Annotated in this window: 23 protein-coding genes; 13 read left to right on the top strand and 10 right to left on the bottom strand. The window is 69.5% G+C overall.

Annotated elements, in window-relative coordinates; genetic code table 11:
• Window positions 1–32: 32 nt before the first annotated feature.
• The 3 genes from AB0B72_RS02840 to AB0B72_RS02830 form a co-directional block, all read right to left on the bottom strand.
• Window positions 33–767: a GNAT family N-acetyltransferase gene (locus AB0B72_RS02840; RefSeq protein ID WP_367736564.1), complete on the bottom strand. Its 735-nt coding sequence runs from the start codon at window positions 765–767 to the stop codon at window positions 33–35.
• A 129-nt stretch (window positions 768–896) separates the two neighbouring features.
• Entirely contained in the window at window positions 897–1,739 is an 843-nt protein-coding gene (locus tag AB0B72_RS02835; protein ID WP_367736563.1) for a GNAT family N-acetyltransferase, read from the bottom strand.
• A 420-nt stretch (window positions 1,740–2,159) separates the two neighbouring features.
• Window positions 2,160–3,014 carry a hypothetical protein gene (locus AB0B72_RS02830; RefSeq protein WP_367736562.1) on the bottom strand — a complete coding sequence of 285 codons (855 nt, stop codon included), beginning with the start codon at window positions 3,012–3,014 and terminating at the stop codon, window positions 2,160–2,162.
• 211 nt (window positions 3,015–3,225) lie between these two features.
• Between AB0B72_RS02830 and AB0B72_RS02825 the strand changes: the two genes are divergently transcribed.
• Complete coding sequence (locus tag AB0B72_RS02825; RefSeq protein WP_367736834.1) at window positions 3,226–3,591, top strand: helix-turn-helix transcriptional regulator; 366 nt, start codon at window positions 3,226–3,228, stop codon at window positions 3,589–3,591.
• 84 nt (window positions 3,592–3,675) lie between these two features.
• Here AB0B72_RS02825 and AB0B72_RS02820 read toward each other — a convergent pair whose 3' ends face one another.
• The 3 genes from AB0B72_RS02820 to AB0B72_RS02810 all read right to left on the bottom strand — a co-directional run bounded on the left by AB0B72_RS02820 (window position 3,676) and on the right by AB0B72_RS02810 (window position 6,092).
• Window positions 3,676–4,119: an SgcJ/EcaC family oxidoreductase gene (locus AB0B72_RS02820; protein ID WP_367736561.1), complete on the bottom strand. Its 444-nt coding sequence runs from the start codon at window positions 4,117–4,119 to the stop codon at window positions 3,676–3,678.
• A 164-nt stretch (window positions 4,120–4,283) separates the two neighbouring features.
• Window positions 4,284–5,306, bottom strand: a complete 1,023-nt coding sequence (locus tag AB0B72_RS02815) for a zinc-dependent alcohol dehydrogenase family protein (protein WP_367736560.1) — start codon at window positions 5,304–5,306, stop codon at window positions 4,284–4,286.
• Window positions 5,307–5,402: 96 nt separating this feature from the next.
• Complete coding sequence (locus tag AB0B72_RS02810; protein WP_367736559.1) at window positions 5,403–6,092, bottom strand: winged helix-turn-helix transcriptional regulator; 690 nt, start codon at window positions 6,090–6,092, stop codon at window positions 5,403–5,405.
• Window positions 6,093–6,225: 133 nt separating this feature from the next.
• Between AB0B72_RS02810 and AB0B72_RS02805 the strand changes: the two genes are divergently transcribed.
• From AB0B72_RS02805 to AB0B72_RS02770, 8 genes are all read left to right on the top strand, one after another.
• Window positions 6,226–6,633 (top strand): 4-oxalocrotonate tautomerase family protein, encoded by a 408-nt coding sequence (locus AB0B72_RS02805; RefSeq protein WP_367736558.1) that lies wholly within the window; start codon window positions 6,226–6,228, stop codon window positions 6,631–6,633.
• Window positions 6,634–6,783: 150 nt separating this feature from the next.
• The gene (locus tag AB0B72_RS02800; protein ID WP_367736557.1) at window positions 6,784–7,179 is read left to right on the top strand and encodes a YciI family protein; all 396 of its coding nucleotides are present in this window, start codon (window positions 6,784–6,786) and stop codon (window positions 7,177–7,179) included.
• 2 nt (window positions 7,180–7,181) lie between these two features.
• Window positions 7,182–8,432: an RNA polymerase sigma factor gene (locus tag AB0B72_RS02795; RefSeq protein WP_367736556.1), complete on the top strand. Its 1,251-nt coding sequence runs from the start codon at window positions 7,182–7,184 to the stop codon at window positions 8,430–8,432.
• 231 nt (window positions 8,433–8,663) lie between these two features.
• Entirely contained in the window at window positions 8,664–9,362 is a 699-nt protein-coding gene (locus tag AB0B72_RS02790) for an SDR family oxidoreductase (RefSeq protein ID WP_367736555.1), read from the top strand.
• Between the two features lie 163 nt (window positions 9,363–9,525).
• A complete protein-coding gene (locus AB0B72_RS02785; RefSeq protein ID WP_367736554.1) occupies window positions 9,526–10,863 on the top strand; it encodes a hypothetical protein in 1,338 nt (445 codons plus the stop codon).
• Between the two features lie 147 nt (window positions 10,864–11,010).
• On the top strand, window positions 11,011–11,400 hold the full coding sequence (locus AB0B72_RS02780; protein ID WP_367736553.1) for an ArsR/SmtB family transcription factor: 390 nt from the start codon (window positions 11,011–11,013) through the stop codon (window positions 11,398–11,400).
• Window positions 11,333–11,815 (top strand): SRPBCC family protein, encoded by a 483-nt coding sequence (locus AB0B72_RS02775; protein WP_367736552.1) that lies wholly within the window; start codon window positions 11,333–11,335, stop codon window positions 11,813–11,815. Before AB0B72_RS02780 ends, AB0B72_RS02775 begins: the two co-directional genes overlap by 68 nt.
• The gene (locus AB0B72_RS02770; RefSeq protein ID WP_367736551.1) at window positions 11,802–12,398 is read left to right on the top strand and encodes a TIGR03086 family metal-binding protein; all 597 of its coding nucleotides are present in this window, start codon (window positions 11,802–11,804) and stop codon (window positions 12,396–12,398) included. Before AB0B72_RS02775 ends, AB0B72_RS02770 begins: the two co-directional genes overlap by 14 nt.
• Window positions 12,399–12,468: 70 nt before the next feature.
• Here the strand turns inward: AB0B72_RS02770 and AB0B72_RS02765 are convergent, their stop codons facing one another.
• Entirely contained in the window at window positions 12,469–12,975 is a 507-nt protein-coding gene (locus AB0B72_RS02765) for a hypothetical protein (RefSeq protein WP_367736550.1), read from the bottom strand.
• Between the two features lie 87 nt (window positions 12,976–13,062).
• Here AB0B72_RS02765 and AB0B72_RS02760 point away from each other — a divergent pair, with 87 nt between their 5' ends.
• On the top strand, window positions 13,063–13,401 hold the full coding sequence (locus tag AB0B72_RS02760) for a PadR family transcriptional regulator (protein WP_367736549.1): 339 nt from the start codon (window positions 13,063–13,065) through the stop codon (window positions 13,399–13,401).
• A complete protein-coding gene (locus AB0B72_RS02755) occupies window positions 13,383–13,964 on the top strand; it encodes a hypothetical protein (RefSeq protein WP_367736548.1) in 582 nt (193 codons plus the stop codon). Before AB0B72_RS02760 ends, AB0B72_RS02755 begins: the two co-directional genes overlap by 19 nt.
• Before the next feature lie 65 nt (window positions 13,965–14,029).
• On the opposite strand, the gene AB0B72_RS02750 is transcribed toward AB0B72_RS02755, so the two are convergent.
• Entirely contained in the window at window positions 14,030–14,692 is a 663-nt protein-coding gene (locus tag AB0B72_RS02750) for a TetR/AcrR family transcriptional regulator (RefSeq protein WP_367736547.1), read from the bottom strand.
• 113 nt (window positions 14,693–14,805) lie between these two features.
• On the opposite strand from AB0B72_RS02750, the gene AB0B72_RS02745 reads away from it, so the two are divergent.
• Both AB0B72_RS02745 and AB0B72_RS02740 read left to right on the top strand, forming a co-directional pair.
• A complete protein-coding gene (locus AB0B72_RS02745) occupies window positions 14,806–15,876 on the top strand; it encodes a hypothetical protein (RefSeq protein ID WP_367736546.1) in 1,071 nt (356 codons plus the stop codon).
• Window positions 15,877–16,085: 209 nt separating this feature from the next.
• Window positions 16,086–16,982 carry an NBR1-Ig-like domain-containing protein gene (locus AB0B72_RS02740; protein WP_367736545.1) on the top strand — a complete coding sequence of 299 codons (897 nt, stop codon included), beginning with the start codon at window positions 16,086–16,088 and terminating at the stop codon, window positions 16,980–16,982.
• A gap of 50 nt (window positions 16,983–17,032) precedes the next feature.
• On the opposite strand, the gene AB0B72_RS02735 is transcribed toward AB0B72_RS02740, so the two are convergent.
• A complete protein-coding gene (locus tag AB0B72_RS02735; RefSeq protein ID WP_367736544.1) occupies window positions 17,033–17,977 on the bottom strand; it encodes a SpoIID/LytB domain-containing protein in 945 nt (314 codons plus the stop codon).
• A gap of 34 nt (window positions 17,978–18,011) precedes the next feature.
• Window positions 18,012–18,602, bottom strand: a 591-nt coding sequence (locus tag AB0B72_RS02730; protein ID WP_367736543.1) for a M23 family metallopeptidase, incomplete at its 5' end; no start/stop codon positions are given.

Raw genomic sequence — 18,602 nt, 5'->3', positions numbered from 1 at the left:
AGCAGCGGAGACGCGACCCAGCCGGGCTTGGCTCAAAACGACATCAGATCGAAGGTGCCCACGGTGCGGAAGCCGAGGCCGCGGTAGACGGATTCTCCGGCGACGGTCGAGGTGAGGGCGGCTGTGCGTATGCCCCGCTCTCGGGCCAGATCGAGCGCGGCCCTGGTCATGGCGGTGCCGATGCCATGTCGGCGATGCTCGGGCTGGGTTCCGATGAAGTACAGCGTGAGCAGGTCATGGCTCAGCCAGGCGACGGCCGTGCCGACGATCTGACCGTCGTCGAGGCGACCGGCGAGCCTGATCACCGTACCGTCACCGGAGAACGCCCTTTCCCGCTCGATCGCGACCGCGACGCCCTCCGGACTGATTCCGGATACCCGGGCGTAGGCAGGGACGAATTCGAACATGTCGGTGATCTCTGTGATGTGCAACCAGGGGAGCGTGGACGCGGAGGCCACCTTGTCGATCGCCACGGTCATGATCGGCATACGGGCGAGCCGGACAGCGCCGAGAGACAGCAGAGCGTCCGCGGTGCCGGCGTCGCTGTCCGGGCCGACCCACCAGATTCGGGGTACGCCGTCGAGACGGTGGCGGGCCTCGGCGAGCGCCTCCCGCGGAGCGCGCCCGCCCACGCGCAGCACACCGTTGAGCGGCGCGTGCGGCACCTCGCTGCGGTAGATCGGCAGATCGGGGCTTCCGGAGTCCCCGGTGTTCCAGCCGAGGAGGTACGCGCGGTGCGCGGCAAGCAATGCTTCAAGCAATTCCACCGAGACGACGGTAGACGGACGTCTGACAGGACACGAGACCGGCCCCAGACGGAAGCCTCTTGGGGGGACCTGTGAACGTCTGACAGTCCCGGCCCAGCCGTCCCCGGGGGCTTTCCGCCGGTCGGCAGGTCAAGGCTGCATGATCTGGTAGTTCGATACCGGCCGGTAACCGATGCGCTGATAGAGCCTGTCGGTTGTCGAGTTGGCGAGATCGGTGAAGAGGAGCACGTGTGCTGCGCCGGCCTCCTGCGCGGCCTTGGAGACGGCCACGGTGACAGCGGCGCCGTAGCCCCGGCCGCGGTGCTCGGGCGGGGTGTAGACGGGAGTGATCCGCGCCATACCGGCCACGGTAGGGGTCGTGGCGGCCATGGCGACCGCTTCGCCTCCGACCTCCCACAGTCGCCACCCCTTTCCGGCTATCCGCTCGTCGACGAACGTGTCGAGGTCTGCTCCGAGAGAGCCGGCCTCCTCGACGAAGCTCGTGCACCAGGCGTGCAGAAGGTCCCGATCCTTGGCGGTTGCCACGCGAGGCTCCCCCGGAGGTGCGACGCGCGGAGGTGCGACTTGTTCCAGGCGGTACAGACGCAGGTGGAGTTCGCTCTCCGGAGTGGACCCCGTGACCGTTTTCCATGCCTCTGAGAAGAGGCGGATCGTCGCGTCGTCGGCCATCAGCCCCCTGAAGGGATGGTCACCGGCGGAAAGCAACTGGGCCAGGCTTGTACATGGGGCGTCGGCAAGGCGACTCGCCGCCAGCAGGTGCGGCGGCATCCACACGAAAGCGCCTGTCGTACGCTCCTCCCCCTCGTCTCGCCACCATCCCAGAACCGCAGGCGGTGTTGCTTCGCCGGAGCGAAGGCGCTCAATCGTGTCGAGTCCGGACAGCATCATGGTGTGCAGGTCGGGACGCGACGCCACGAAGGCTCCCGCCTCGGCACGAAAGACGTCAGGACTGTCGGTGATGGACCAAGCCATGGATCGGGTCTCCCATATACCAAAGGGTCATGCTTCCGCGGCGACGTCGGCCCCGCCTGGGTCTTCCTGGCCGGGTGAGGCGCCGGCAGGAGGGGGGCGGCCACCTGAGAAAGGCCCGTACACGCGGGACGAGCGGCAGCCCGCCACAGCACGTGCCGTTCCGGCTCCCTACATCCGCGCCATTGTCCTGTCTAGTGCTGTTTCAGTATGTTTGTGCCAATGATGCCCGGACCCGCACACTGATGGCTGGTGGGTGTCGAAGAACACCGTGGCCAGCCGGATGGCCGAGCTCGGCCTGGCCGGACGCGAACCGAACAAGCCGCGTTGGCTGACCCGTCAGGGCAGGCGGCGGGCCGCGCCGGATCTGGTCCACCGTAAGTTCACCGACGCCGGGGAAGCTTCAGGGCCGTGCGGGACCGGTCATCTCCGCCTGACGGCACGGCGGCGCGTCAGCAGGCCGGCGAGGGCGGTGAGGGTGAGGAGGAGACCGGCCGACACGAGCACGCGTCCGTCCGGCCCCGCTTCGCCGCCGCCTCCGGTTTCGGCCGCCCCGACGGGGATCCGGGCGGCCTCGTCGCCCCCCTTCCCCGTCTCCGTGCCCTGAGTCGCGGCGCTCTGAGTCGCGGCGCTCTGAGTCACGGTGGCGGTGACGGTGTGGGTCGGTCTGGGGCTGGACGTACCGGGAGTGGGAGTGGTCCCTCCTCCGGCCGCGACGACGGTGAGGGGATAGGTCTTCAGGGCGTCCCGGTTCTGCACCTCGCACTCGATCACCGGTTCCGTGGGCCTGTCCCCGATGTTCATGGCCGCCGGCCTCACCGTCGCCGTGCCCGCGATGGACGCGATGGACGCGGTCGTCTTGAGCGGAACCTCGGCCGGCAGCGGGATGACCTCCCCCGCGCCGACCACTCCGAGCGTCCCCACCCCGGTGGCGGAGGTCAGCCCGCTCATCCCGCTGATGGACGCGTACGCGTACAGCTTGGCGCCGGACAGTCCCCCGGCGGCGGCCCGCAACGCGGTGCCCTCGGCGTAGCTGCCGTGCCATCCGATGGTCATCTGCTGCTTCGTCGTGGCGTCGGCCGGCATCGTCAGCTCGACTCTCACCTTGATGTCCTGCGTGCCGGCGACGCCGGTCGTGGTGCACCGATACTCGACGATGTCGGTGCCGACGGCCGGCTCCCGCCGTTCCTCGCCGGAGGCGGCGTACGCGGGGGGCCGGCAGGCGAGGATCAGACCGGCGCTCAAGGCGGTGACGGAGAAGACGGTACGGACGTGCAAGGCGACTCCCGACGATGCAAATGGGGCATAAGGAAGACCGCCATGAGGACTCCCGGTTGTCACCGTGTCCTTATCTGGACACAAGCTCGTCCGCCGGACGCACGTGTGGTTGGCCGGCGCGCAGGCGGCGCCTGGTGTGCGCGCGGGGCTGTGAGATTGTGGTCGCGTGACGTTGGAGGACCTCGTCCGGCTGCGCCGGGCCCGTGACCTGATGGACCGTGATTACGCGAAGCCGCTCGACGTTCCCGCGCTGGCGCGTGTCGCCCTCATGTCTCCGGGCCATTTCTCCCGCAGCTTCCGCGCCGCCTTCGGGGAGACGCCGTACAGCTACCTTATGACGCGCCGCATCGAACGGGCCAAGGCGCTGCTGCGGCGGGGTGACCTGACGGTGACGGAGGTCTGCTTCGAGGTCGGCTGTACGTCGCTGGGGTCGTTCAGCTCCCGGTTCACCGAGCTGGTGGGCGAGAGCCCGAGCTCGTACCGGGCCCGCCGCCATGACGAGAGCGCCGCCCTCCCGGCCTGCGTCGCCAAGATCCACACGCGACCGGTGAGGACCGGCCCCCGCCCCGTAGCGTGACTTTCCCCAGGGCGTCCCGGCTTGGAGATGCACAGCCGGTTCGAGGGGATGCGACGGCGCGCCGTCGCAGCCCGTCGTCCTCGGTCAGCCGGCGGGGCAGCTGTGATACGTCTCGACCAGCCACCTGCCGTCGCGTCGCGCGAGCGTCCAGGTCGCCAGCTCCCACCGGTCTGCCGGAGGCTCGGCCTCACCCGGGAACACGGTGGCGCTCCGGGTGACCACGACGGCCACGTCCGCGCCGAGGAACCGGACGCCGCGCGGCGTATGGATGCGCCTCGAACCCTTCAACGGGCCCGCGAAGGCGTCTCCCATGCTCGCCCGGATGCCGGCTCTGCCCCTCAGATGGACCCCGGGGAGGATCACCGTGGCGTCCTCGGCGTATCGGCCCGCGAACGCCCCGGCGTCGCCGTCCCTCCAGGCGCTGGACGTCGCGTCGAACAACGCGAGCACGGCCTGCTCCGGGTCCTGAGCCGGTGAGGCTCCGCCCGGCCGCGCTGTGACCGCTTGTCCGCGAAGATCTGAACTCATCTCGTCCTCCAGAGATCCGGGCCGCCGCGCGGCGGCCCGGTAAGTCGACGCGGCACCCGCGCCGATTTGGACCGCGCCGTGGCCACGCCACGACCGGCTCGCCGTACGCCGCGAGGATCCTCGTGGCGGCGATCGGCGACCGGCTCGACCGGCAGCGATACGGGCTAGAACACCAGGAGGGGTTTCCCGCCGCGGCCTGCCGCCTCGGCAAGGTGCGCTGCCCGCACCGCCTCGCCGGCGGGGATCGGCTGCCCCTCAGGGATGACCATCACCGACTTCTCGATCAACCCGGTCACCGACTCCAGAGCGCGGCGAACGTCATGCTGGGACGTCGTGGCGAACCAGTGGGGGAGGAAGAAGCCGCGAACGATCTTGTTGCCGTAGATGAGGGAGGGGGCGGACACCGGGACGGTGAACATGGCGGGATCGGTCTGGCGATGCGTGGACAGCGCCCCGTAGACCACGAGCTCCCCGCCGGGGGCCAACGCGTGGGAGACGTCGGCTCCGACCTGCCCGGCGACGCAGTCGATCGCCTTGCCGATCGGCCGGTCCGCGGTGAAGCGGGCCAGCTGTTCCGGCAGGTCCTCGTCCTCGGTGCAGATGACCTCCGCACCGTCCAGGGCGTGGATCTGCTCCGCGGTCGCCCGGCGGCGTACGACGTTCAGCGTGTGAACGCCGAGGTGGCGTGACAACGCGATGACGAGCCCGCCGACCGTGGAGCCCGCGGCCGTCTGCAACAGCCGGTCGCCGCGTCCGAGGTCCAGCCCGGTGACCAGCAGCCACGCGGTCAGCGGAGTGATGGTCAGCTGGGCCGCAGTGGAGGTGCTCAGCGACTCCGGCACGGGCAGGACACGTGAGGCGTCGGCCACCACGAACTCCTGCCACGTTCCCGTCACACCCAGCGTCGTCACCCGCCTGCCGGGCCGAAGCCCCGGGACGTCCGCACTGACTCCTGGCCCGAGAGCGGCGACGGTGCCGGCGCACTCCAGGCCGAGCACCGCGGGGAACCGCGGCGCGAAGCCGTACCGCCCACGCATGATGTGCAGGTCGCTCGCGTGCACCGGCGCCGCGTCCACCCGCACGAGCACCTGTCCCGGGCCTGGCTCGGGCACCGGCACCCGCTCGACGGTGAGTACGTCGCCGGGTTCGCCGACCTCCCGCGCGACCACCGCTCTCATCATCTCCATCGACGGCTTCCTCCCCGCGATCTCTGGCCGCCATCCGGTGGCCCCGTTAACCGACGCGGCGTCCATGCCGATTTGGACAGCGGTCGGGCGTGCCGTTCAGCCGGCGGGCCCAGCCGGGGAACGTCGTGGCGTCGCGGGGTCGGGCAGGGGGAACAGGCCGGTGAACCGTTCGACCAGGCCTTTGGGGTCGTCGACGGTCAGGTCTCCGGTGCGCAGCGCGTCGGCGACCCGGAGGTTCTTCCGCAGCAGCGCGGCGAGCGTGCCCGGATCGGTGTCGATGACGGCGTCGGGATGGTCGGGCTCCCCTCGTTCGAGCGTTATCCGGCCGTCGCCGATCTGAATGCGGAAACGATGCTCGCCGAGGCGCAGCGCGAAGGTCGCACGGAGTCCTTGCGCCCTCTCCGGGGCGAACAGGACTCTGAGGGACAGAGCCATCGAGTCGACGCCGGTGTCGGCGTCCTCGGGCAGGGTCGGCGAGCGGCTGCTCCAGCGGCCGAGCCCGATGATGACCGGCTCGAGCTCCGCCCCCCAGTCGGTCAGCTCGTAGACCCATGAGCCCGCGGGCGGCGGGAGCTTGCGCCGCTGCACGATCCCGGTCTCGCAGAGCTCGCGGAGCCGCTGGGTCAGCATGTCGGCGCTGGCGCCCGGCAGGCCCGCACGCAGATCGGTGAAGCGTTTGGGGCCGAGCAACAGCTCCCGCACGACCAGCAGCGCCCATCGCTCGCCGATCAGGTCCAGGCCGTGCGCCACGGCGCAGCCGTCGTCGTACTTCCGCTTGCCCGCCATGCCGGACAGGTTATCAGCGTGATTGAAAAAACCGGTATGCGTGGTTGTTCTTTCCGACTAGATAGTTGTACTGTCCTACCAAGGCCGACGATCAGCCCGGTCGTCCAGCCGTACACGAAACAGGAGACCCACCGTGCCGCAGCTCTTGATCGAAGCTCCCATCGGAATCGGCGACCAGGCCAAGCGGAAGATGATGATGGAGATCACCGAGGCCGTCGACGCCGCCTATCACATCCCTGACGTGCGAATATGGCTCCGGGAATACTCGCCGGAGAACGTCTCCCAGGACGGCCGCATCAACGCGCAGCCCATCAAGCCGCTCTGCTTCCTGGAAGCTCCCGAGCTCTCCGACCTCGACACCAAGAGAACGATGGCGGAGAAGATCCTCGCCGCGATCGCGACTGCCTACCGGGGCCTCGCCAACACCGACGAGACACTGCTGCTGATGAACCACTATCCGCTTGAGAACGCCGGCTGGGCCGGTCGGCTCCAGGCCGACAACCCGGAAATCGTCAAAGCGGTGGCGGCGCTGAACCAGTAGCGGTCCGACCGGATCAACAGAAAGGGGTGTGCCGAAACCGCCGGCGCACCCCTTCGCACCGGCTTTTCCGGCCGGGTCGTCCAAATCCCGCACCGTGCTGCGTCGTACTGACGACGACCGTCTTGACGCGGCGAGACCTGAGGAGGACCGATGCCCCAGTACATGCTGTTGCTGTACGCCCCTGAAAGTGAGGAGCAGGAGGACAGATGGGCCGAGATGCCGCTGTGGCGGGAGTTGACGGAGAGCCTCCGGAAGGCCGGGCTGCTCGTCGCGAACGGCCCCTTGCATCCGGCGACGAGCGCGACCACCGTTCGTGTACGCGGCGGCGAGACCGAGCTCACCGACGGGCCCTTCGCGACGACCAAAGAGGTCCTCGCCGGCTATTACTTGCTCAACTGTGCCGACGTCGACGAGGCACTGCGTCATGCGGCGAGGATGCCCACCGCGCGCTATGGCTCGGTTGAAGTCCGAGCGATCATGAACGCGAGTGAGATACCGGATGTCGGCCGCGTGCACATGAACGGCCAGGGGGCGGGCGGGGGCTGACCATGGCCGATGTGACCACCGCGGCGGCCGTGCGCGTGTTCCGGGACGAGCGGGCGGCCGTACTGGCGACTCTGATCAGGTACGTCGGCGACTTCCAGGTCGCCGAGGACGCCGTTCAAGACGCGTTCGAGGCCGCGCTCGCGGCCTGGCGGCGCGACGGGGTGCCGGACAATCCGGCGGCGTGGATCACGGTCACGGCCCGGCGGCGCGCGATCGATCGGCTACGGCGCGACCAGTCGATCTCCGATCGCGCCGAGCGGCTGGCCGCGCTACTGCGCCTGAACCAGCAGGAGCACCCCCCGGCGGCCGAAGCGAGCGCGATCGCCGACGACCGGCTTCGACTGATCTTCACCTGCTGCCATCCGGCGCTGGACACGCCGGCCCAGGTCGCGCTCACGCTGCGCACGCTCGGCGGCCTGACGACCGGCGAGATCGCACGCGCGTTCCTGGTCGCGGAGCCCACGATGGGCAAACGCATCGTCCGCGCCAAGCGCAAGATCGCCGATGCCCGCATCCCTTACCGGGTGCCCTCCGGCGAGGAGCTCCCCGAGCGCGTGCGCGGCGTGCTCCGCGTCGTGTATCTGATCTTCAATGAGGGGTACTCCGCCAGCGAGGGCGATCTCCTGGTGCGGGCCGAGCTGTGTGACGAGGCGATCCGCCTCGGACGTGTCGTATGCGAGCTGATGCCCGGCGACGCCGAAGCCTGGGGGCTCCTGGCGTTGATGCTGCTGCACGACGCGCGCCGCGCCGCCCGGGTCGACGGGAACGGGAGCTACGTTCCGCTGCAGGAGCAAGACCGGTCCATGTGGGACTGGGACCGGATCCGCGAGGGGTTCCAGGCACTCGAACATGCGGTGCGGTCCGAGCGTCCCGGTCAGTACCTTCTCCAGGCGGCGATCAGCGCTCTGCACATCCGCGCCGCGGACGGCGGCGCCGCGGACTGGGCTCGGATCGCCGAGCTGTACGAGGCGCTCGGCCGGCTCACCCCCTCACCGGTGGTCCAGGTCAATCATGCGACCGCGGTCGGGTTCGCCTACGGAGCGAGCGCCGGTCTGAGATTGCTCGACCCCTTGCGGAGCGATCCGGCGCTCGAGCGCTACCAGCCGCTGCATGCCACGCACGCCGAGCTGCTCAGGCGCGCCGGTGACCTGAGGGGCGCGGCCGGCGCCTACGAGCGCGCGATCGCGCTGTCCGCCAACGGCGTGGAGCGCGCCGAGCTTGAGCGACGGCTGCAGGCGCTGACGGCGGGCTGAGATTCCTCACCAAACCCCCGAGACCGCCGAGCCCCCGAGACCCCGAGACCCCAGACCCCCCCGCCGGTGTCGTGCCCGTCCCGGCCGTCGCGTAGACGTTCGGCGAATCCGTCCAAACCGATACGCGCCCCGCGTCGGTTCAATGAAGGCCGCCGAAAGGCGGGAGGCGGTCGGCTCGTCGCTGCCCGCGCGGCTCCCCGGCCGGCGCCGCGATACATCCAAGGAGAATCAATGAAAATAGCTGGAAGCACGGCTTTTGTCACCGGCGCCAACCGCGGGTTGGGCCGGCGTTTCGCGGAGCAGCTCGTGGCCCGTGGCGCCACCGTGTACGGCGGTGTCCGGAACGTGGCGTCACTCGATGTGCCGGGAGTGATCCCGGTCGCGATCGACGTCACCGACCCCGCGTCGGTGGCCGCGGCGGCCGAGGAGACATCAGGCGTGTCGCTGCTGATCAACAACGCCGGTTCCTACACGGGCGCGTCGGTGTCCGACGGCTCCCTGGACGACATTCGCCTGGAGATGGAGACCCACTATTTCGGCACGCTCGCGGTGAGCCGTGCGTTCGCCCCGCAACTGGCCGGCAACGGCGGCGGCACGATCCTCAACGTGTTGTCCGTGCTGTCGTGGGTGACCTATCCGGGTTACAGCGGCTACGCCGCGGCCAAGTCGGCGCAGTGGTCGCTCACCAATGCCCTGCGGCTGGAGTTCGCCGCTCAGGGCACGAACGTCGCCGCCTTGCATGTCGGATATCTGGACACCGACATGGTCGCGTCGGTCGACGCTCCCAAGAGCGACCCCGCGGTGGTCGCCGCGCTGTCGCTCGACGCGCTTGAGGAGGGCTCCATCGAGATCCTCGCCGACGAAGACGCACGGCAGGTCCAGGCGAAGCTGGCCGGCGGAGTCGCCCGGCTCTACTCGGTCACCGGCTGAGCAGCCGGTCCGGGCCGGTCCCCATCGGCCGCCGGCCCCCGCGGCCGATGAGGACCGGACGGCAGACGGACGTCCGGAAAGCCACTGCCGTCTCCGGACGGTTGCCCACGCCACTCCGCTTCCCGGATGATCGGGACGCGGAGTGAGGTGGCGAAGGGCAACGATGAAGGCATTGCTGGCTTTCCTGTGCGTCGTCGCGGTGGGTGCGCTGGCCACCGTTTTCCTGCTGTTGCGGAACGTTGCGGACAGCGGTCCGGCTGAGGAGCATCTGGCCTCGGCTTCCACCGTCGCCGCCTCCCCTTCGCCCGTGGCCCGCAAGAGCGTGCTGCTGGACGCCGGCGGCGCCGTCATCGAGGAGTTCTCCGGCGACTGCGCCAGCAGCGGGTTCCCCTACCTGTGCCGTTACGTCAAGGAGCAACTGCTGGCGCAGGACCCGTTGCTCCCCACCCGTGGCGGCCTGACCATCAAGACGACGATCGACATGCGGATCCAGCGGGCGGCGCAGCGGGCCGTCGACGCCTATGTCGACCGCTACGATCCGCAGATCGCCACCCAGGTCATGATCGTCCCAGGCGAAGGCGCCATCAGGGCCATGGCCACCAGCTATGGGGATGCCTCCGGGGCGGGCTTCCAGCAGGGCTCGACGACGATGCCGTACACCCTGGCCGCCGCGCTCGCCACCGGCCTGCGGTACGACGACGGCTTCACGGTCTCGGACGAATACCGCATGCGGAGCTACGCGACGTTCAAGGACTGCGCGGGCCGGCCTGTCGGCGATCCGCACATAGCCATCCACAACTGGGATAAGGACGGGAACCGGTTCGTCACCCTGCGCTCGGGCACCCTCGGCATGGTCAACACCTTCTACATGCGCCTGGAGCAGAGCGTCGGCCTGTGCGAGACCGTCGAGATGGCCGAGCGGCTCGGGCTCAGGCGCGCGGACGGGGCGCCGCTCCAGGAGTACCCGACGTTCACATTGGGCTTCAACGAGGCCGACCCCCTGTCGGTGGCCAACTCTTATGCGACTCTCGCCGCCCACGGCCGCTTCTGCGAGCCGACGGTGATCGCGGAGATCCGGGACGGCTCAGCGGCCCCGCGTCCCTTCCCGCCGCGCTGCCGTGAGGTCCTGGAGCCGGCGGTCGCCGACGCGGTCACCGGAGTGCTGTCGGACGTCCTGAGAAAGAGCGCGCTCAAGGGCGTCGGCCGTGAGGCGGCGGGCATGCCCGGCAGGGGCGACCAATTCCGCACCGCCTGGTACGCCGGCTACACCCCCGGCCTGGCTTCGGCCGTCAGCCTCGGCGACTCCCGCGGCCCGATACAACACCCGCTGACCGACGTCACCATCGGCGGCCGCTTCTACGCGCGGGTGGACGGCACGTCGGTTCCCGGGCTGATCTGGAAGAAGGCCATGGCCGAGGCGGTGCGGGGGACGCCGGAGAGCCGCTTCGTCCAGCCGGACACCGGGCGTTTCGGCGGCTGCCGCCACTTCTGCCCCAACTGACCGCCGCACGCCCCCCGCGCGGCGGGCCGGCCGGGAGCTCGGCTGCGTCGTACAGCATGAGCTGCTCTTTCAACTACAGGGTTGATGATCGGGTGATCCACGGGCTATAGTCCTTTAAACCGTTGAGTTGAAATCAAGGAGGCGGCCATGGATACGCTGTCGCGGGTCTTCGCCGCCCTCGCGGATCCGACTCGGCGCGACATGGTGGCCAGGCTCTCGGAGGGCGACGCCACCGCGAGCCAACTCGCCGAGCCGTACCGGATGACCCTGCAGGCCGTCTACAAGCATCTGCGGGTCCTCGAGGACGCGGGGCTCGTCAGCCGGCCACCAGGGCCGCAGCCCCGGCCGGTACGCCTGGAGGCCCAGGCCTTCGACCTGATGGACACCTGGATCGAGCGGCACCGGGCTCGCGCCGAGCGGCGCTACCGCCGCCTCGACGCCGTACTGACGGAGATAAAGGGAGACGAACATGAGCAAGATCACAGAGACGGTCGTCGAAGCCGACCAGAAGCTTCCGATCATCCGGATGACGCGTGACTTCGCGGCGACACCCGAGCACCTGTTCCGCGCCCACACCGATCCCGCGTTGTTCGCGCGGTGGGTGGGTCCCGACGCCATGGTCACCCGGATAGAGCACTGGGACGCGCGTACCGGCGGAAGCTGGCAGTACGTGTCCGTGCGCGACGGCGTGGAGTACCGGTTCCACGGCTGCTTCCACGAGGTACGGCCGGACCGTATCGTGCAGACCTTCACCTTCGAGGGCGATCCCGACGGAGTCGCGCTGGAGACGTTGTGGTTCGACGATCTGGGCGACGGCCGTACGCGGCTGCGGACGCAGTCGCTGGTCGACAGCTTCGAAAGCCGCGACGCGTGGCTGCGCAGCGGTATGGAGACCGGTGTCGACGAGGGGTACGCGAAGCTGGACAGGATGCTCATCGATGGCGCTGTCTGACCACCCGGCCGAGCGGCACCGGCAGGTCGCCGGGCTCTTCACGGAACGGGTCCGCGGCGCCCAGGCCTGGGACGCGGCGTCCCCGGTCGCCGGCTGGGCCGCCCGCGACGTCGTGCGTCACCTGATCGAGTGGTTTCCCGGGTTCCTCGCCTCCGGCGCCGGCATCGAACTGCCCAGCGGCCCGTCGGTGGACGAGGACCCGGTCGCCGCGTGGCAGGTTCACTGCGACGGCGTCCAGTCGGTGCTGGACGATCCGGAGACGACGCACAGGGAGCTCACCAACCCGCACATCGGCCGCCTGCCGCTCAAGACCGCGATCGACCGGTTCTACACCGCTGACGTGTTCATGCACACCTGGGATCTGTCCAGGGCCACCGGCCAGGACGACCGGCTGGACCGCGACTTCTGTGCCCGGCTCCTCGGTGAGATGGAGCAGATGGAGCAGGCTCTCCGCTCGTCCGGCCAGTTCGGGGACCGGGTCGAGGTGCCCGCCGGCGCGGATGCGCAGACCCGGCTGCTGGGTCTCATCGGCCGTGACCCGTTCTGGCCGGGCGCCGAGCCCTCTGACCTCGCTGCACACTGATTGCGGTCAGGTCCCTAACGTCCCGGAGGACTCGCGCTACCGCCGATCGCCTGAGCCGCACCGCGGCTTGTCACGCCCGGGCCGGCGTCTGCTCGCGGCGCCTGCGGGCGATCGCTCGTGCGATCAACGGGAAGCCGACCAGGGCAGGGAGCAGCCAGTAGGCGACGGCTGGAAGCCTGTCCCATATCAGTAGGTGTGGTCCGTTGTCGACGTAGAAGCCGGTCAGGAGCAGCACGTAGGACGCGCCCATTCCCAGGATGTGGATGTCGGGGCGACGCCGCCTGTTGGCGTAGCCCGTCAGTGCGGCGGCGAAGGAGAGGCTGCCGATGGCGAACAAGTGGACGTTTTCCCGCCAGCGGATCGCCGACATGACAGTCAGCGTGACGTAGACGGCAACCGACGACCAGAGGTAGACGCGGCCGAACCGCCTGTGCCGCTCGCCTCCTTTGCGCGTCAGTGCCGCGCTCGCACCGCAGACCACGCAGGCGAGCCCGGCGGCGATGTGGATCGTGAGTGCGGCCAGGAAGACCGGCCCGGCGTTGGGGATCGGAATGCCCGCGATGTCGAGGGAGTCCACGGCATCTCCTATAGGTAGAAATGCTACATATAGCGACACTACTCCGGGCCTTGGCTCCCGGGAAGAGCAGTTGTAGCGTTGCTACGTATGAGGGCAGAAGCACTCAAAGGACACCTGGACGGCCTTCTCCTCGCCGCGCTGGAGGACGGACCGCGGCACGGCTACGCGGTGAAGGAAGCGTTGCGTGACGCCACGGACGGCAGAATCGACCTGCCCACCGGCACCGTCTACCCGGCGCTGCACCGGCTGGAGAACGCCGGACTGATCAAGGGAAGCTGGTCGGTGGTAGGCGGGCGCAGACGTCGCACCTATGAGCTGACCGAACAGGGACGGCGCTCTCTCGCGGGAGCGCGCGACCACTGGCAGGAGTTCGCCGCCGTCGTGTCCGCGGCGCTGGGAGGTGGTCCATGGCCGGCCACGAACTGATCGAACGTCACCTTCACACGCTCGCCGGACGGCTCCCCGCTCCCGTGGTCGACGAGCTCGCCGACGGGCTGCTCGCCTCGTACGACGACCAGATGGAGCGGCTCGGCGATCCCGACGCGGCGGCCCGGGCCGCACTGGCGGACTTCGGCGACGCCGACACCGTAACCGCCGCCTTCGTGCGCACCTCACCTGGCAGGCAGGTGGCGTTCAGGCTTCTCGTGGCCGGGCCGATCATCGGAGCGGGCTGGGGAGCCGTTCTCATCACCGGCGACGCGTGGGCCTCGGCGATCCCCCTGCCGTCACGCCTGGTCGCCGGCTTCCTGCTGGGGTCGGCCGTCCTCATGCTGGTGACCGCCAGCCGGGCGCGACGGCACTACCGGACGGTACGGCTGGCCGCGCTCGCCGGCACAGGGACCGTCGCCGTCTTGGACACGGTCCTGCTGGGCACGGTTCTCACACTTCCGCCGCCGCCATCCCTGCTGCTGTTCCTGGCGCTGACCGGCAGTGTCGCGAGGATCATGCTGGCGGCGCGGACCATACCCGAACTGGTCACACAGCCGTGACGGTGCCGCGGCGTTCGAGGAAGACGGCCTCGCGCCAAACCGGCCTGGACGTGTGATCGGTGCGATCACGAGGGGGTCGGACCGGCGCCAGGCGGACGTGAGCTCGTGGCGGTGTCGAGGGCCGGCGCGAGGGGCGCCAACGCGGACCGCATGAGGTCCGGCAGGGAGCCGGACACCACCACGAAGCCGGGCGGCGACGCGGGCTTGCCCGCCGACCGCAGCCACCGCCGAATCGCGACCTTGGCGGCGGCCCCGACGCCGGCGGCCAGCACCTCGGCGGTCAGCCGGTCCATGTCCTGGCAGCGTTCGGCGATGGCTTCGGCGAGCGGGCCCTCGATCGTGGCGACGGTGTCGACGTAGCAGGCGCGCAGCGCGGCACTGTTCGTGATCATCAGCAGCGCGTCGGCCGCATGGTCGCCCGGGTCGGTGTACTGCCCGACGACGGCGTCGATGACGGCGTCGGCGAGACCGACATCGGCCGGGCGGGCGGCCACGGCCGCCGCGACTCGTGACGCACGCTCGGCGGTGACCGCCGCGACGATCGCCTCCTCGCGGCTTGAGAAGTAGTTGTTGTACGTCCTCGGCGACACGCCCGCGGCCTCCGCGATGTCGTCGACGCGGACATTCTCCGGCCCGCGCTCCAGCGCCAGGCGCAGCGCCGCCTCCCGGAGCGCCTCTCTGGTGGCCTGCTTCTTCCGTTCGCGCAAGGTGGGCCGGGCTGTCGTCACACCCTTACCATCGCACGATTCATGCGTGTACGCAAACTTGCGTGCACGCAAAAATCCGGCTAGCGTCACCGCGAACCCACCCGGCAACACCCGAACAGGAAGGACCGGCACACATGAGAGCCAAAGGCATGACCTACGACACCGGCTTCGTCCGTGATGGCCTCAACTCGGTGGAGCACTTCGACCCCGGGCTGGTCCGGCGGGAGCTGACCATCATCCGCGACGATCTGCACTGCAACGCCGTCCAGCTCGTCGGCGGCGACCCGCATCGCCTGGAGCTCGCCGCCCGCTCCGCCGCCGATCTCGGGCTGGAGGTCTGGTTCTCGCCGTACCCGCTCGACCTGACGACCGACGAGATCCTCGCGCTGTTCCTCGACTGCGCCGAGCGGGCCGAGCGACTCCGCGGCGAGGGAGCCGAGGTCGTGTTCGTCGCCGGTGTCGAGCTGAGCATCATGAACCGCGGGTTCGTCGACGGCGACCGTATCGACGAACGCCTCAGCCGCCTGCTGGCCGATCCGGAAGGCCGGGCCGAGCGGATCGCCGAGATCCGCTCGCGTCTCGACCACTTCCTCCGCACCGCCGCGGCGGCGATCCGCGAACGCTTTCACGGAAAGGTCACCTACGCCGCCATACCGTTCGAGGGCGTCGACTGGGACCTGTTCGACATCGTGACCCTCGAACTCATCCGGTCCGCGGAGGTCGCCGACCAGTTCCGAGACGGCGTACGCAGTCTCGTCGCACAACCGAAACCCGTCGCCGTCACCGGCTTCGGCACCGCGACGTGGCGCGGGGCGGGCGACGTCGCACCACGCAGCATGGAGATCCTCGAATACGACGAAGCCACCGGCCTGCCACTGCGAGTGAACGGGCACTACCAGCGCGACGAGGCCGGTCAGGCGACATACCTGCGCGAGCTGCTCGAAATCTTCGACAGCGAGGGCGTCGACAGCGCCTTCGTCCACCTCTTCGCGCTCTACAACCTCCCCCACCGCCCCGACGGCGACCCCCGCGACGACCTCGACCTCGCCAGCGGCGGAATCGTCAAGGTCTTCGAGGACCGCAACGGCGACACCTACCCCGACATGGCCTGGGAGCCCAAGGCCGCCTTCGCCGCGATCGCCGATCACTACTCCGGCGGGAAAGAGGCGGCCTCGTCGGCAGATGGGCGGGATTCAGGTTATTGATGCCAGTTCGTCTGGCTTTGTCCGCTGCTGCGGGGGTGAGCTTGAGTGAATACCGTGACCGCTGTTAGCTTCACCCGGTGGACGACATGCCTGCACAGGCGGACACGATCGACGAATTCGCAGCGGCGTTGCGCGAACTTCGCAAATCGGTCGGCAACCCACCTTTCCGGGAGATGTCTGGCCGGTCAGGGGCCATTTCGCACACGACGTTGCACGAAGCCACGAAGGGCAACCGGCTCCCGAGCTGGGAGACCACCGTCGAGTTCGTCAAGGCCTGCGGCGCGGACCCGGCCGCGTACCGCGAACGCTGGGAGAGGGCCAGCCTGACGGTCAGATCGGCGAGCGCCGGAGATCCTTCGATCCGCTCGGGCGCGCTGCCGGCCCGTCCGCCCGATGGACTCGCGGCCTCCGCCACAGGCGCCGTGCACGTCGCCATCGGGTCGCAGGAGCCGCGGTCGTCCGGCCAGACCTCGGCATCCGCGCCGCCGTCGTCCGACGAGATCGCGGGCGGCGTCCAGCCGGTCCCCGCACGGAGGGGCCGGGGGCGATTCCGGCTGACCCGCCCCGTCGCGGCCGTGGTCGCGGCAGCGGTCGTCGCCGCGGTGACGGCGGTCTGCATCATGGTGATCAATCGCGGCTCCGGGACCGGCGAGCCGGGCTCGGACCCGTCCGGCGGCCCGTCGAACGCCGCGCTGCTGCCTGCGGCCGACTGCCCCGTGCGCCCGACCAACCCGCCGTGGGCCCCGCCCGCGCACGAGGGTGACTCGGCGGCGTTCATCGGGGACATCAAGCTCCCCGACTGCACACGCGTCGGCCCCGGCCAGACCATGACCAAGGTATGGCGGCTCAAGAACATCGGAACCGTGCCGTGGAAGGGATATTCGCTGCATCGCCTCGACCTCCCCCTGCGACCCGATCAGTGCCAGACCATCTCCGACGTGCCGATCCCCGACACGCGGCCCGGGCAGATCGTCGACATCCAGACCGAGGTCACCACCCCGAGGAACGCGGGTTTGTGCTACGTGCGGTTCAAGGTGATGGACGGCGCGGGACAGGTCGCGTTCCCCGGGGGCCGGCCGCTCAACTTCCAGATCATCGTCGGCTGACGCCTGTTCCCCGCCGCGCGTCGCACGGCGGGGAACCAGGGGCCGAAGGCCTATCCGAGAACGATCCCCTTGTAGTAGCTCTTGAGGATCCTGGAGTAGCTCCAGCCCGCCTTGGCCTTGTCACGAGAGCCGGTCTGCGACATCCAGTCGCCGGTGACCCAATTGCCGCAGGCCGTCGTCGTGGAGCAGTACTGGGCCTTGAAGATCTGCCCGTTGCGCGTCATCCGGGTGCTCCACGTCGCGTCCACCGCGGCGTTCGTCGCCGCCGTCGCCGAGCCGGGCTTGTACACCTGGCTGCCCGTGTGGTCCGTGACGTCGTAGCACTGGCCGCTCGGCGTCTTGCTCGCCGACCTCAGCGCCCAGTACCAGCCGAAGTTCTTGACGGCGATCGCCCCGGCCTTGAGCGACTCCCTCGGCCAGTACGACGGCCACTCGTTGGGCAGGACGTTCTTGATGTAGGTCTTGAACGCCACCCGGTCCACGCGGTTGAGGGACTTCCGGTAGACGAGGATGGTCGTGGGCAGCCTGCTGTGCGTGCCGTCGGTCTTGCACCCGGTCGGCGTCGCGGAGCCCAGGAGCTGGTGCGAGGCGTTCTGGTTCTTGAGACCGGCCGTGAGGTTGCCCTTGGCGCCGGCCTTGAAGTCCTGGTAGCTGCCGCCGTAGTTGCTGTTGAAGTAGACCCGGACGGTCTTGCTGCTGCGGTTCCACACGGAGGCGGCGGCGTTCTTGACGCACTTGCCCTTGCCCGCGCCGGGGCCCTTGAAGTCGAAGCAGGAGGGCTGCTTGGTGCCGTAGTCGGCGACCGATCCGGCGAAGTCCGAGACCGACCCCTGGTTGTTGCTGTTGAAGTAGTAACAGAACTCGCCGCTCTCACAGACGCCGTTGCGGCTCGCCGCCGAGGCGGGTGAGGCGGTGGCGAGCGCCGTCCCGCCGAGCGTCATCGCGGCGGCCGCCGCGGCGAGCCGCGAGATCAGCCGTGCAGTTCGTGGAGACACAGTTGCCTTCCTCTTCGTCAGACGCCGCGGTGCTCTAGCGGACGTTGTAGCCCTGGGAGACCCAGAACGAGTTCGGGTTCGGGTTGCTCAGAGTGGAGTCGCCGACGCTCTTGGCGGCGAGCCTCTGCCGCCCGGGGCGCATCTCGACGTGGGTGTGCGCGGCCCCACTGGACGACACCCCGTGCCAGGCCTCGTCGGCGATGATCTGACCGCGCGAGATCTGCTGGCCCACGCGCAGGGAGGACCGCGGAGCGGAGTGCAGGTAGATGATCGTCTTGTTCAACGAGGCGTTGTAGATGGCGATCGTGGACAGGCCCGAGCCGCCGTTGTGGCCGAAGGCGACGTTGATGATCTGACCGCTCACCAGGGCGTGGACATCCGAGCCGATGCTGCGCGCGATGTCGATGCCCTCATGCCGGCCGCGGGTGGTGGTGTAACCGTCGAAGCCGCAGCTGATGTGGCCGCCGCCGGTCTTGTACAGCGCGTACGACATGTTGACGCGCGTCGACGTCGACGTCGACGGGCTGAACTGGTGCGAGGCGTTCTGGTTCTTGAGACCGGCCGTGAGGTTGCCCTTGGCGCCGGCCTTGAAGTCCTGGTAGCTGCCGCCGTAGTTGCTGTTGAT

Origin of the sequence: Microbispora sp. NPDC049125 (assembly GCF_040802045.1) — a bacterium.
In the GTDB taxonomy this organism is placed as follows: domain Bacteria; phylum Actinomycetota; class Actinomycetes; order Streptosporangiales; family Streptosporangiaceae; genus Microbispora.
Note: the sequence above shows the minus strand (reverse complement) of the source record. Positions and strands in the feature narration are given on the sequence as shown.

Bases quoted from the DNA above. Each gene is read 5' to 3' on its own strand.
- AB0B72_RS02835 (WP_367736563.1), bottom strand. From the start codon at position 1,739: ATGGCTTGGTCCATCACCGACAGTCCTGACGTCTTTCGTGCCGAGGCG.
- AB0B72_RS02825 (WP_367736834.1), top strand. From the start codon at position 3,226: ATGGACCGTGATTACGCGAAGCCGCTCGACGTTCCCGCGCTGGCGCGT.
- AB0B72_RS02820 (WP_367736561.1), bottom strand. From the start codon at position 4,119: ATGAGTTCAGATCTTCGCGGACAAGCGGTCACAGCGCGGCCGGGCGGA.
- AB0B72_RS02815 (WP_367736560.1), bottom strand. From the start codon at position 5,306: ATGGAGATGATGAGAGCGGTGGTCGCGCGGGAGGTCGGCGAACCCGGC.
- AB0B72_RS02810 (WP_367736559.1), bottom strand. From the start codon at position 6,092: ATGGCGGGCAAGCGGAAGTACGACGACGGCTGCGCCGTGGCGCACGGC.
- AB0B72_RS02800 (WP_367736557.1), top strand. From the start codon at position 6,784: ATGCCCCAGTACATGCTGTTGCTGTACGCCCCTGAAAGTGAGGAGCAG.
- AB0B72_RS02795 (WP_367736556.1), top strand. From the start codon at position 7,182: ATGGCCGATGTGACCACCGCGGCGGCCGTGCGCGTGTTCCGGGACGAG.
- AB0B72_RS02790 (WP_367736555.1), top strand. From the start codon at position 8,664: ATGAAAATAGCTGGAAGCACGGCTTTTGTCACCGGCGCCAACCGCGGG.
- AB0B72_RS02785 (WP_367736554.1), top strand. From the start codon at position 9,526: ATGAAGGCATTGCTGGCTTTCCTGTGCGTCGTCGCGGTGGGTGCGCTG.
- AB0B72_RS02780 (WP_367736553.1), top strand. From the start codon at position 11,011: ATGGATACGCTGTCGCGGGTCTTCGCCGCCCTCGCGGATCCGACTCGG.
- AB0B72_RS02775 (WP_367736552.1), top strand. From the start codon at position 11,333: ATGAGCAAGATCACAGAGACGGTCGTCGAAGCCGACCAGAAGCTTCCG.
- AB0B72_RS02770 (WP_367736551.1), top strand. From the start codon at position 11,802: ATGGCGCTGTCTGACCACCCGGCCGAGCGGCACCGGCAGGTCGCCGGG.
- AB0B72_RS02760 (WP_367736549.1), top strand. From the start codon at position 13,063: ATGAGGGCAGAAGCACTCAAAGGACACCTGGACGGCCTTCTCCTCGCC.
- AB0B72_RS02755 (WP_367736548.1), top strand. From the start codon at position 13,383: ATGGCCGGCCACGAACTGATCGAACGTCACCTTCACACGCTCGCCGGA.
- AB0B72_RS02745 (WP_367736546.1), top strand. From the start codon at position 14,806: ATGAGAGCCAAAGGCATGACCTACGACACCGGCTTCGTCCGTGATGGC.